The organism is Lachnoclostridium sp. An169 (assembly GCF_002160525.1).
Taxonomy (GTDB): Bacteria; Bacillota; Clostridia; order Lachnospirales; family Lachnospiraceae; genus Mediterraneibacter; species Mediterraneibacter cottocaccae.
Window position 1 is genome coordinate 39,156 of record NZ_NFKT01000006.1, and the last position, 12,338, is coordinate 51,493.

Below are 12,338 nucleotides of genomic sequence, written 5' to 3' on the forward strand. Positions count from 1 at the left end.
ATGCTGTATAATAAGGGATGTCGCAAGACATCCTTTTTCTTTAAGCGACATTATCTGATGAGGAGAGGAGCCGATATGGTTAGATCAAAGCAGAGGGAACACATTTTCAAGATGCTGTTCCAGATCGAGTTTAACGATGCAGAGGATATGCCGGCACATGAGCAGTACTATGTCGAGGCGATTGAAGATGCAGGCGGGAAAGACAGAGAATACATACAGAAGAAATATGAGGCGGTCGTCTCACACGTTGAAGAGATTGACGCTATTTTGAATGAAAATGCAAAAGGCTGGAAAACATCCAGAATGAACAAGGCGGATCTTGCAATTCTCAGACTGGCGGTGTATGAGATGCGCTGGGATGAGGAGGTTCCCGTCAGCGTGGCGATCAACGAGGCGGTGGAGCTTGCCAAGAAGTTCAGCAGTGACGAGAGCCCGTCCTTTGTAAACGGAATCCTTGGCAGGATTGCAAAGCAGGAGAGCCAGGCGGGAGAACAGAAATGAATAATGTCTACACGGTCAGACAGGTGAACTCCTATATCAAAAATATGTTTGTGCAGGATTTCATGCTGAACCGGATCTATGTGAAGGGAGAAGTCTCCAACTGCAGATATCACACATCGGGGCATATATATTTTTCGCTGAAGGATGAGTCCGGCACGATCGCCTGCGTGATGTTCGCAGGTTCCAGGGCAGGGCTTTCTTTTCGCATGCAGGACGGGCAGCAGGTTATCGTCCTCGGTTCGGTGAGCGTATATGAGCGGGACGGCAAGTACCAGCTCTATGCCCGGGAGATCGTGCGCGACGGCGCGGGGCTGCTCTACGAGCGGTTTGAAGCCCTGAAAAAAGAACTGGAGGAGATGGGCATGTTCGCCCGGGAGTACAAGCAGCCGATCCCCAGGTACATCCGTACCCTGGGAATCGTGACAGCTCCCACCGGCGCGGCGGTCCGGGATATTATCAATATTTCGCGGCGGAGGAATCCTTATGTGCAGCTGATCCTTTATCCGGCCCTTGTCCAGGGGGACGGTGCGGCTCAGAGCATTGTAAAAGGAATCCGGATGCTGGAGCAGAAACAGGTGGACGTGATTATTGTCGGCAGAGGCGGCGGCAGCATCGAGGATCTCTGGGCATTCAATGAGGAGATCGTGGCGCGGGCGGTATTTGACTGCCGGATTCCGGTGATCTCAGCGGTGGGACATGAGACGGACACGACGATCACGGATTTTGTGGCGGATCTGAGAGCCCCTACGCCCTCAGCGGCGGCGGAACTGGCGGTCTGTGAGTACCGCGAGATACGGGAGCGACTGCAGGGGGACAGGGAGGCGCTGAAACGCCCCGTCCTTCAGAAAATATCCGAGGAGCGCGCTGCCCTGGAGAAAGCAGCCATGCGGCTGAAGTTCGCCCATCCGCGGCAGAAGCTGAACGAGAAGCGCCAGTATGCGGCAGACCTGGAAAACCGTCTGAGGAGCAGAATGGAGGCGGCTCTTGTAAGAGAGCGGCACAGGCTGGCTCTTTGCATTGAGAAGATGAAGGGCCTTTCTCCGCTGAACAAATTAAGCCACGGATATGCATATGTTCAGAGCGAAAGCGGAGAGGCACTGAAAAGTATCCGCCAGGCGGAGAACGGCAGCGTCCTGAATGTCTATGTGGGGGACGGCCGCATCGAGGCGAAGGTACAGGCGGCGGAGCCTGTCGTATATCCGGCGGAATGAATAAGCAAGATAATATGGAAGGAGATCCGGCGTGGAGAAGGAGAAGGAAGAACAGCAGGAGCAGAAAGAGAATCTGGAGCAGATGTTCGAAAACCTGGAAGATGTGATTGCCCGTCTGGAGGGGGAGGATGTCTCCCTGGAGCAGTCTTTTGAACTGTACAATCAGGGAATGACGCTGCTGAAAAAGTGCAGCCGGTCCATCGATGAGGTAGAGAAAAAAGTACTTATCTTAGATGAGGAAGGGAACACCCATGAGTTTTAATGAGGAATATAAGCAGAGAACAGAATATATCGAAGAAGTCCTGAAGAAATATCTCCCTGAAAAAGAGGGATACCAGAGCGTCATTATGGACGCCATGGAATACAGCCTGATGGCGGGCGGCAAGCGGCTCAGACCGATTCTGATGCTGGAGACATACCGTCTGTTCGGAGGCAGCGGAAAGGAGATCGAGCCGTTTCTGGCAGCCATCGAGATGATCCACACGTATTCGCTCGTCCACGACGATCTTCCGGCGATGGACAATGATGACTACCGCAGAGGAAGAAAGACGACACATATCGTCTACGGAGAAGATATGGGGATTCTGGCAGGGGATGCGCTTCTCAACTATGCTTTTGAGACGGCGCTCCGGGTATTTGACGGGAATCCGGAGCACTGTGTCCGCGCGGGGAAAGCCCTGAAGATTCTGGCACAGAAAGCCGGGATCAACGGGATGATCGGCGGGCAGGTCGTAGATGTGAAGGAGTCCGGACACGCCGTTTCCGGAGAGATGCTCGACTTTATCTACCGCCTGAAGACAGGTGCGCTTCTGGAGGCGTCCATGATGGTCGGAGCCGTGATGGCAGGTGCTTCGGACGGAGATGTGGAGGCGATCGGGAAAATTGCGGGAAAGATCGGCCTGGCTTTCCAGATTCAGGACGATATCCTTGACGTGACGAGCACCACGGAGCAGCTTGGCAAGCCGGTACACAGTGATGAAAAGAATGAGAAAACAACATATGTAACATGGAAAGGAATCGAAGAGGCGCGGAAGGATACGACCCGGCTTACCCGGGAGGCAGTTGAAGAGCTGCACAGATTCCTTTCGGGGGATGATTTCCTGGAGCGGCTTTTTGGGTGGCTTGTATACCGGGAAAAGTAAGGGGGCTCTTTTATGGTTCTTGAAAAGATTCAGAAGGAAAACGACATCCGCAGGCTCGCCCCGGAGGAGCTGGGGCCTCTTGCGGAGGAGATCCGCCGCTTCCTGATTGAGAAGATCAGTGTAAGCGGCGGACATCTGGCGTCCAATCTGGGCGTGGTGGAGCTCACAATGGCGCTTCATCTGACCTTCCATCTCCCGGAGGACAAGCTGATCTGGGACGTGGGGCACCAGTCCTACACCCACAAGCTGCTGACGGGAAGGAAGGCGGGGTTTGACGATCTCCGGAAATACGGAGGAATGAGCGGATTCCCCAAGCGCAAGGAGAGCGACTGCGATGCATTTGACACCGGACACAGCTCCACCTCCATATCGGCAGGACTGGGGTATGTGGCAGCCAGGGAACTGACCGGCGGGAAGCACAGTGTTGTCTCCATTATCGGGGACGGATCACTGACCGGCGGGATGGCGTATGAGGCACTGAATAACGCCTCCCGGCTGAAGAGTAATTTTATCATCGTCCTCAACGACAATAACATGTCCATCTCCGAGAACGTGGGAGGCATGTCCAGGTATCTGAACGGTCTGAGGACCGCCCAGGCGTACACGGATCTGAAAAAGGGCGTTGAGGATACCCTGAAAAAGTTCCCCGTGGGAGGCGATCAGATTATCAGCCAGATGCGCAGGACAAAAAGCGGGATCAAGCAGCTCTTTGTGCCGGGCATGTTTTTCGAGGATATGGGAATCACCTATCTGGGACCGGTGGACGGCCATGACATCCGGAAGCTTGTGAAGATATTCAATGAGGCGAAGCGGGTGGAGCACGCGGTTCTCGTCCATGTGATCACAAAGAAGGGGAAAGGATATGCCCCTGCGGAGGAGAATCCTGCCAGGTTCCACGGGACCGGGCCTTTTGAGATCGGAACCGGAGCTCCCCGGGAGGAAAAGAAGACTGATACCTACACCGATGTGTTTTCAAAGGTTCTGGTGGATATTGCAAAGAAGGATGAAAAAGTGGTGGCAATCACCGCGGCCATGGCGGACGGGACGGGGCTTTCCCGGTTCGCAAAGCGTTTCCCGTCCAGGTTTTTCGATGTGGGGATTGCGGAGGAACATGCCATGACGTTTGCCGCAGGGCTTGCGGCGGGCGGAATGAAGCCGGTTTTCGCGGTCTATTCCTCTTTCCTCCAGAGAGCGTACGACCAGACGATCCATGACGTCTGTCTCCAGAATCTTCCGGTTGTGCTGGCGGTGGACCGTGCAGGACTGGTGGGAAGCGACGGGGAGACGCACCAGGGCGTGTTCGATCTGTCCTATCTCTCCATGATTCCGAATATGACGGTCATGTCTCCGAAAAACCGCTGGGAGATGGCGGATATGCTCCGCTTTGCCGTGAATTTCCCGTATCCGGTGGCACTGCGCTACCCGCGGGGGGCGGCTTATGAGGGGCTGCGGGAGTTCCGCGCCCCGGTTGAGTACGGAAAGAGCGAGATCCTGTACAGGGAGAAGGAGACTGCCCTGATTTTTGTGGGACACATGGCGGAACTGGCGGAAAAAGTCCGGATCCGGCTGAAAGAGGAAGGCATGCCCTGCACCCTGGTCAACGCCAGGTTTGTAAAGCCTCTGGATACAGAGATGCTCTCATCCCTCCTTGAGAATCACAGCCTCTTTGTGACCATCGAGGAAAATGTGATCACAGGAGGATTCGGGGAACAGGTTCTGGAATATCTCGCAGGTGTCAGACCGGGGGTACATGTGCTCAATATCGGCATCCCCGACAACTATGTGGAACACGGAAATGTGGAGGTGCTCCGCAGGGAGCTTGGACTGGATCAGGATACGATCGTGGCAGAGATCCGGGAGGCCCGGAGAACAGACGGACCTGCAGATCCGGGAAAGGCTGCAGATCCGGAGAAGATTACAGATCAGTGAGGAATGACAGATTATGAAAGAACGTTTGGATGTGCTGCTTGTAAAGCGGAATCTCGCGCCGTCCCGCGAGAAGGCGAAGGCTGTGATTATGGCAGGCAGCGTCTTTGTGGACGGACAGCGGGAGGACAAGGCGGGGGCAGTATTTGCGCCGGATGTACAGATTGAGGTGAAAGGGCATACCCTTCCCTATGTCAGCAGGGGCGGGCTCAAGCTGGAGAAGGCGATGAAAGTCTTTGATGTGGATGTCCGGGACAAGGTCTGCACGGACGTGGGCTCCTCCACCGGAGGATTTACAGACTGCATGCTTCAGAACGGGGCAAAGAAAGTCTTTGCCATCGATGTGGGAAGAGGGCAGCTGGACTGGAAACTCAGGCAGGACCCGCGGGTGGTGTGCATGGAAAAAACCAATATCCGCTATGTGAAGCCGGAGGACATCGGGGAACCGGTAGATTTCTCTTCCATCGACGTGTCCTTCATCTCTCTTACGAAAGTGCTTCTTCCCATCCGGGATTATCTGAAAGATGACGGGGAGATCGTGGCTCTGATCAAACCCCAGTTCGAGGCAGGCCGGGAAAAAGTAGGGAAAAAAGGTGTGGTAAGAGAGAAGAGCACCCATGTGGAAGTGATTGAAAAGGTGGCAGATTACGCGGTATCCATCGGATTTCTGGTTCTTGCCCTCGACTTTTCGCCGATTCGCGGACCGGAGGGGAATATCGAGTACCTGATTCACCTGAGAAAATGTCCGGCCCGGGAGGCGCGGATGTGCCTGGAAGATACTCCGGCGTCCGTCGCAGACAAAGCGTTTGAGACTCTGGCAGGATGACAATGGCAGCAAGAGGTACGGGATGGATTGTTTTTATATCATAACGAACAGACTGAAAGACAAAGATTACGCGATCACGGAAGAGATCCGCAGATATATCGAGAAGAACGGAAGAAGGGCGATTCTCTCGGAGAAGGATGAGGAAGGGCACATCGTGCCGGGAACCGTACCGGGGGAGGTGCAGTGTGCTCTTGTGCTCGGCGGAGACGGAACGCTGATCCGTGCGGTCCGGGATCTGGGAGACAGGAATCTCCCTCTTCTGGGAATCAATCTGGGGACGCTGGGATACCTTACTGACGTGGAACTTAAGGACTGCCCGAAAGCGCTCGACCGCCTGTTTACCGGAACCCCGGAGATCGAAGAGCGGATGATGCTGGAAGGAACTTTCCGGGGAGAGAAGAGAGATCTGGCCCTGAACGATATCGTTCTCACCCGGGAGGGGAAGATGCGGATTGTCCAGTTTAATATCTACGTAAACGGGACCCTTCTGAATACTTACCTGGCGGACGGAGTTATCATATCCACGCCTACGGGGAGCACCGGGTACAACCTCTCGGCCGGAGGCCCGGTCGTCGAACCTACGGCAAAGATCATTGTAATAACGCCGATCTGCTCCCATGCTCTTAACACGAGCAGCGTGGTGCTCTCCGCAGAGGATATCATTGAGATCGAGATCTGCGAAGGCAGATACGGAAGACAGGAGGAGGTCTCCCTGTGCTTCGACGGAGTGGAACCTACCAAACTTGTAACCGGAGAGCGTGTCCGGATCTGCAGGGCAAAGGAGACGGTCCGTCTGATCAAACTGCACAAAGAGAGCTTTCTGACAACAATGCGCAAAAAAATGAAAGGAAACTGAAAAGAAGATGAAAGTCAGCCGTCATGCAAAAATCATTGAACTAATCAGCCGGTATGATATCGAGACGCAGGAAGAACTGGCGGAATATCTGAACAATGCCGGATTTAAAGTAACTCAGGCAACTGTGTCACGGGATATCCGGGACTTAAAACTGACGAAAGTTTCCGTCAGCAGCGGGAAGCAGAAATATGTGCTCCACAGACAGGAAGAGGACGGTATGAGCGAGAAATATGTCCGCGTGCTCCGGGACGGATTCGTGTCTATGGACATGGCCCAGAATATCCTGGTCATCAAGACCGTGTCGGGAATGGCGATGGCTGTCGCCGCGGCGGTGGACGCTATGAAATGGGATGAGGTTGTGGGCTGTATTGCGGGGGACGACACGATCATGTGCGCGGTCCGTACTGTGGAGGATACGGCTGCAGTGATGGAGAAGATACGTAAAATTGTTTCAAAAGGGGTATAGGTGGATCCGTTATGTTGCAAAATCTTCATGTAAAGAACCTTGCGCTGATCGATGAGGCGGAAGTGGAATTCGGTCCCGGACTCAATGTGCTCACCGGTGAGACCGGGGCGGGAAAATCACTTCTTCTGGGCTCTGTGAACCTGGCGCTTGGAGCAAAGTATAATGCCCAGATGCTCCGCAGCGGAGCAAAGAGCGGCCTGGTGGAGCTGACTTTTTCCGTGGAGGACGGGAGAATTCAAAAAGCGTTGGAAGAGATGGATATATTCCCGGAGGACGGGATGATCACCCTGAGCAGGAAACTGTTGGAAGGACGCAGTGTGAGCCGGATCAACGGAGAGACGGTAAACGCTGCCATTCTCCGGGAAGTGGCGGGGATGCTCATCGATATCCACGGACAGCACGACAGCCAGACGCTTCTTCACCGGAAGAACCACCTGGCTCTTCTGGATCTCTACGCAAAGGGGGAGACGGCCCCTCTGAAAAGGGAGATGTCTGCAGCATACCGGACCTGGCAGGAGATCTGCCGGAAAGCGGAGGAGTCCTCTCTGAACGAGGAGGAGCGAAGAAGAGAACTGTCCCTTGCCTCTTTCGAGGTACAGGAGATCGAGGATGCGTCACTGAGCCCGGATGAGGATGTGGAGCTGGAAGAGCAGTACCGGAGGATGACGGAGAGCCGGAGGCTCACAGAGTCCATTGCCGAGACATACCAGTATACCGGGGAGGACGCCCGGGCAAATGCCAGCGACTGCTTAAGCCGGGCGATCCGGGCACTGCAGGACGCGGCGGAGTTCGACGAGACGGGAGCGAAACTGTGCTCGGAGCTTGAGGAGATCGACAGCCTCCTCAATGATTTCAACCGGGAACTGTCGGAATATGCAAAGAGTTTCGAGTTCTCCGAGGAGGATTTCAGGGAGACCGAGGAGCGCCTGAATCTGATCAATCATTTGAAGGCAAAATATGGAAAAACAACCGGTGATATCCAGGCATACTGCGACCGGAAAAAGCAGAGAATAACAGAGCTGAATGATTATGATGAATTTATGAAAGGCCTGGAGGAAAAGAAAAAGGAAACTTTTGAAAAAGTTTCCCGAATCTCCGGAAAACTTCACAGGGTGAGGGAGAAGAATGCGTCAGCCTTCGCTTCGGAGATACAGAGACAGATGGAGGAACTGAATTTTCTTGATGCCAGACTTGAACTGCGCCTGACAGATACCGGAAAGCCGGGGGCGAACGGAAGTGACGAGGCGGAGTTCTATCTGTCCACCAATCCGGGAGAGCCTCTGAAAGCGTTGGGAGATATCGCATCCGGCGGTGAGCTGTCCCGTGTCATGCTGGCCGTCAAGACAGTGCTGGCGGACGAGGAGGATACGCCGACGCTGATTTTCGATGAGATTGATACCGGAATCTCCGGGATTACAGCCGGTAAAGTGGGAGAGAAACTTCATTTTATCGGAAGGAGCAGACAGGTGATCTGTATCACTCACCTTCCCCAGATCACGGCGGCTGCGGACGTCCATTTTCTGATTAAGAAAGAATCGGACGGAAGCCATGTAAAGACGCAGATCGAACAGCTCGACGCAGAAGCGTCCATCCGGGAGCTTGCGCGGATGCTGGGCGGCGCCAACATAACACAGCGGATGCTGGAGAGTGCCAGAGAGATGAAACAATTGGCAAAGAGTGAAGCATAATACCAGTGTGAAAATCCGGAAAGCCACACATACTAAGAGCGGATACAGATTTGTATCCGTTTTCTTTTTGCGTCTGAAGGAATGCATTTTTGCTGCATGGAAAGGATGTGAATGGTATGGCGGGACGATGGAGGTACAAAAGAAAATACCGGATTCTGACAGTTCTGGCGGCATGCGCCGGAATTCTGGCGGGATGGGGCCAGGACGGGCTTACCGGCGGTAGTACGGCCGGGGAGGCCTGTCTGCAGCAGACCGAAGGGGAAATCCGGGAAGCAGACACTGAGACTGTACTGCTGGGCGGCATGCCTGTCGGAATCTACATGGAGACGGACGGCGTTATGGTGCTGGATACCCAGAAGATCGAGGGGACGGACGGCGAAGCCCACGAGCCTGCAGCCGGGCTGGTCCGCGCAGGGGATTATATCATGGCGGTCAACAATCAGGAGATATCCGGCAAGGCGGAACTTCTGGCTGCCATGGAAAAGCTGGACGAGGAGAATGTGGTGCTCACTGTGCGGAGGGGCAGCGAGACCATGGATGTCCGGATCCGTCCGGTGGAGTGCGCGGCAGGAGGATACAGACTGGGAATCTGGGTACGGGACAACGTCCAGGGTCTCGGGACCGTGACGTTTCTTACCGGTGATGGCAGGTTCGGAGCGCTGGGACACGGGATTCACGACACGGACACGAATGTGCTCATGGACATTGGCAGGGGAAGAGTTTACCGCACCAGCATCCAGAACATCCGGAAAGGGACGGACGGGAATCCGGGAAGCATGGAAGGGATCATTGTCTACAACGATTACAATATTCTGGGAAGTATCGACAAAAATACCGAGGCGGGAATCTACGGGACAATCGATGGTATCGACAGACTTTTCCAGGAGCAGATTCCTGTGGAAACCGCGAAAAAAGAGGAAATCGTGACAGGTCCCGCGTCGGTCCGGTGCTATGTGGACGGCGAAATCGGGGAGTATGAAATTCAGGTGACAGAAATCGACATGTCCGCAGATGCGGTGAACAAGGGACTGGTCATCCAGGTGACAGATCCCGTACTGCTTGAAAAGACGGGAGGAATCATCCAGGGTATGAGCGGAAGCCCGATTATACAGAACGGAAAACTGATCGGCGCGGTCACGCATGTATTTGTTCAGGATTCGACGAAGGGATATGGCATATTTATAGAGAATATGCTGAAGGAGGCGGAATCGTCTGATTTGTCGAAAAATATGTCGAATTAGTGCTACAAAATCTCCTTGATTCTGCAAATCTCTCCTTTTATAATAAGCAGGTGGCGTTTTTGAGAGCTGGTTCTCAACACTAAAGGAGAGAAGGGAATGGAGCATTTGAATGTGGCCATCGCTGATGATAACCAGAAAATTCTTGATATGCTGGAAACAATTATCAGCATGGATAAAGAACTCAATCTGGTCGGAAAAGCTAAAAACGGCGAAGAGATGTGTCAGATCATCAAGAACAGACAGCCGGATGTCGTTCTTCTCGACTTGATCATGCCGAAAATGGACGGATTGACGGTGATGGATTATGTCAATCAGGACAAAACTGTCAATAAACGTCCGTATTTTATCGTAGTCACGGCGGTGGGACAGGAAAGAATTACGGAAGATGCCTTTAACAAGGGTGCCAATTACTATGTCATGAAGCCGTTCAACAATGAGATGCTGTTGGACAGGATTAAATCCGTCAGAAAAATGTTCCGAAATAATGAAAAGAAAAATGAGGATGGGAAAACAGAAGTCGCAGCGCGGGAGGAGAATCTGGAAAGCCGCGTTACGAATATGCTCCATGAGATCGGCATCCCTGCCCATATAAAAGGATATCATTATCTCAGGGATGCGATCATCATGGCGGTACAGGATATGGATGTGCTCAATGCAATCACAAAGATCCTGTATCCCACGGTGGCGAAGAAATACCAGACAACTTCCAGCCGGGTAGAGAGAGCGATCCGGCACGCCATCGAGGTGGCATGGAGCAGAGGAAAGCTGGATACACTGGACGAGCTGTTCGGATACACAGTCAGTACAGGAAAGGGGAAACCGACAAATTCGGAATTCATTGCACTGATCGCAGACACCATACAGTTGGAGTACCGGCATAAAAACTGAGTGATCAAATGTTAAATCAGCACGGCATTGCGATAAAGTCCTTTTCATTGTGTGAAAAATGAGGTATAATGAACCGTAGTGAATCCCCCTGCCGGGGGAGAATTGCAGAAAACGGAGGATGTAAAGTATGAAAAACATTTTATTTGCTTCTTCAGAGTGCGTGCCATTTATCAAGACCGGAGGACTGGCAGATGTGGTCGGATCTCTGCCAAAAGAGTTTGATAAAGAGAAATATGATGTCAGAGTCGTGATACCGAAATATACATGCATGAAGCAGGAATGGAAGGACCGGATGGAGTATGTGACCCATTTTTACATGGATATTGCGGGACAGAACCAGTATGTCGGAGTAATGAAGACCGTGCTGAACGGCATAACTTTCTATTTTATCGACAACGAGCATTATTTCAGCGGATTTGCTCCCTATGACGGAGATCCGAAGTGGGGAATCGAGAAGTTTGCATTCTTTTCAAAAGCAGTCCTGAGCATCCTCCCGGTGATCGGGTTCCGCCCGGATCTGATTCACTGCCATGACTGGCAGACCGGACTGATTCCGGTGTATCTGGACAATTTCCGCTATCTGGGAGAATACTACCGCGGGATCAAGACAATCATGACCATACATAACCTGAAATTCCAGGGAGTGTGGGATACGAAGACCGTACGCGGGATCACAGGGCTTCCCGAGTACTACTTTGTGCCGGACAAGATGGAGGCGTACAAGGACGCCAATCTGCTGAAGGGCGGAATCGTCTATGCGGATAAAGTTACAACGGTAAGCCAGAGCTACGCGGAGGAGATCAAGACTCCGTTCTACGGCGAAGGGCTGGACGGACTGATGTCTGCCCGTTCCAATGACCTGTGCGGCATTGTAAACGGCCTGGACTATGACGACTGGAATCCGGCGACAGATCCGAGAATTGCGAAGAATTTCACGATTGAGAATTTCCGGAAGAACAAGCCGCTCAACAAGCTGGCTCTCCAGGAAGAGCTGGGACTCAACCGCGACCAGCATGTGATGATGATCGGCATAGTCTCCCGGCTGACAGACCAGAAGGGATTCGACCTGATCGACTATGTGATGGACGAATTATGTCAGGATGCGGTGCAGATTGTGGTGCTTGGAACCGGAGATGTGAAGTATGAGAACATGTTCCGTCATTTTGCATGGAAGTACGGCGGAAGAGTATCGGCGAACATCTATTATTCGGATGAACTCTCCCACAAAATTTATGCTTCCTGCGATGCGTTCCTCATGCCGTCTCTCTTTGAACCATGCGGGTTAAGCCAGCTGATGAGCCTCAGGTACGGTACGCTCCCGATTGTCCGTGAGACGGGAGGACTGAAGGATACCGTTGAAGCTTACAACGAGTATGAGAAGACGGGAACCGGATTCAGTTTCTGCAATTACAATGCGCACGAGATGCTGGGTACGATCCGGTATGCTGAGAGAATATATTATGACAGAAAACGCGACTGGAATAAGATCGTCGAGAGGGCAATGAGCCAGGATTTCTCATGGAAGAATTCGGCAAGACAGTATGAAGATCTGTACAGAAGCCTGATCGGTGAATAAGGACAGAAGAGAAAGGC

Annotated in this window: 12 protein-coding genes; all 12 read left to right on the forward strand. The window is 52.9% G+C overall.

What is annotated here, in order from left to right:
• Positions 1-75 precede the first annotated feature (75 nt).
• On the forward strand, positions 76-501 hold the full coding sequence (gene nusB / locus B5F07_RS06190; RefSeq protein ID WP_087160410.1) for a transcription antitermination factor NusB: 426 nt from the start codon (positions 76-78) through the stop codon (positions 499-501).
• Entirely contained in the window at positions 498-1,712 is a 1,215-nt protein-coding gene (gene xseA, locus B5F07_RS06195) for an exodeoxyribonuclease VII large subunit (protein WP_087160411.1), read from the forward strand. Before nusB ends, xseA begins: the two co-directional genes overlap by 4 nt.
• Before the next feature lie 82 nt (positions 1,713-1,794).
• Positions 1,795-1,974: an exodeoxyribonuclease VII small subunit gene (gene xseB / locus B5F07_RS06200; RefSeq protein ID WP_087160516.1), complete on the forward strand. Its 180-nt coding sequence runs from the start codon at positions 1,795-1,797 to the stop codon at positions 1,972-1,974.
• Positions 1,964-2,854, forward strand: coding sequence for a polyprenyl synthetase family protein (locus tag B5F07_RS06205; protein ID WP_087160412.1), 891 nt, complete (start codon positions 1,964-1,966; stop codon positions 2,852-2,854). The genes xseB and B5F07_RS06205 overlap by 11 nt, the downstream gene beginning before the upstream one ends.
• A gap of 12 nt (positions 2,855-2,866) precedes the next feature.
• Complete coding sequence (dxs, locus tag B5F07_RS06210; protein WP_087160413.1) at positions 2,867-4,783, forward strand: 1-deoxy-D-xylulose-5-phosphate synthase; 1,917 nt, start codon at positions 2,867-2,869, stop codon at positions 4,781-4,783.
• A 13-nt stretch (positions 4,784-4,796) separates the two neighbouring features.
• Positions 4,797-5,606 carry a TlyA family RNA methyltransferase gene (locus B5F07_RS06215; RefSeq protein ID WP_087160414.1) on the forward strand — a complete coding sequence of 270 codons (810 nt, stop codon included), beginning with the start codon at positions 4,797-4,799 and terminating at the stop codon, positions 5,604-5,606.
• Between the two features lie 22 nt (positions 5,607-5,628).
• Entirely contained in the window at positions 5,629-6,462 is an 834-nt protein-coding gene (locus tag B5F07_RS06220) for an NAD(+)/NADH kinase (protein WP_087160415.1), read from the forward strand.
• A 7-nt stretch (positions 6,463-6,469) separates the two neighbouring features.
• Positions 6,470-6,928, forward strand: a complete 459-nt coding sequence (argR, locus tag B5F07_RS06225) for an arginine repressor (protein WP_087160416.1) — start codon at positions 6,470-6,472, stop codon at positions 6,926-6,928.
• An 11-nt stretch (positions 6,929-6,939) separates the two neighbouring features.
• Positions 6,940-8,616, forward strand: a complete 1,677-nt coding sequence (gene recN / locus B5F07_RS06230; RefSeq protein WP_087160417.1) for a DNA repair protein RecN — start codon at positions 6,940-6,942, stop codon at positions 8,614-8,616.
• Positions 8,617-8,732: 116 nt separating this feature from the next.
• Positions 8,733-9,857, forward strand: a complete 1,125-nt coding sequence (gene spoIVB / locus B5F07_RS06235; RefSeq protein WP_087160418.1) for a SpoIVB peptidase — start codon at positions 8,733-8,735, stop codon at positions 9,855-9,857.
• 96 nt (positions 9,858-9,953) lie between these two features.
• Positions 9,954-10,745 (forward strand): sporulation transcription factor Spo0A, encoded by a 792-nt coding sequence (gene spo0A, locus B5F07_RS06240; protein WP_087160419.1) that lies wholly within the window; start codon positions 9,954-9,956, stop codon positions 10,743-10,745.
• Between the two features lie 127 nt (positions 10,746-10,872).
• Entirely contained in the window at positions 10,873-12,321 is a 1,449-nt protein-coding gene (gene glgA / locus B5F07_RS06245; protein WP_087160420.1) for a glycogen synthase GlgA, read from the forward strand.
• Positions 12,322-12,338 lie beyond the last annotated feature (17 nt).

Coding starts and splice junctions, on each gene's coding strand:
- nusB (WP_087160410.1), top strand. CDS start 76: ATGGTTAGATCAAAGCAGAGGGAACACATTTTCAAGATGCTGTTCCAG.
- xseA (WP_087160411.1), top strand. CDS start 498: ATGAATAATGTCTACACGGTCAGACAGGTGAACTCCTATATCAAAAAT.
- xseB (WP_087160516.1), top strand. CDS start 1,795: ATGTTCGAAAACCTGGAAGATGTGATTGCCCGTCTGGAGGGGGAGGAT.
- B5F07_RS06205 (WP_087160412.1), top strand. CDS start 1,964: ATGAGTTTTAATGAGGAATATAAGCAGAGAACAGAATATATCGAAGAA.
- dxs (WP_087160413.1), top strand. CDS start 2,867: ATGGTTCTTGAAAAGATTCAGAAGGAAAACGACATCCGCAGGCTCGCC.
- B5F07_RS06215 (WP_087160414.1), top strand. CDS start 4,797: ATGAAAGAACGTTTGGATGTGCTGCTTGTAAAGCGGAATCTCGCGCCG.
- B5F07_RS06220 (WP_087160415.1), top strand. CDS start 5,629: ATGGATTGTTTTTATATCATAACGAACAGACTGAAAGACAAAGATTAC.
- argR (WP_087160416.1), top strand. CDS start 6,470: ATGAAAGTCAGCCGTCATGCAAAAATCATTGAACTAATCAGCCGGTAT.
- recN (WP_087160417.1), top strand. CDS start 6,940: ATGTTGCAAAATCTTCATGTAAAGAACCTTGCGCTGATCGATGAGGCG.
- spoIVB (WP_087160418.1), top strand. CDS start 8,733: ATGGCGGGACGATGGAGGTACAAAAGAAAATACCGGATTCTGACAGTT.
- spo0A (WP_087160419.1), top strand. CDS start 9,954: ATGGAGCATTTGAATGTGGCCATCGCTGATGATAACCAGAAAATTCTT.
- glgA (WP_087160420.1), top strand. CDS start 10,873: ATGAAAAACATTTTATTTGCTTCTTCAGAGTGCGTGCCATTTATCAAG.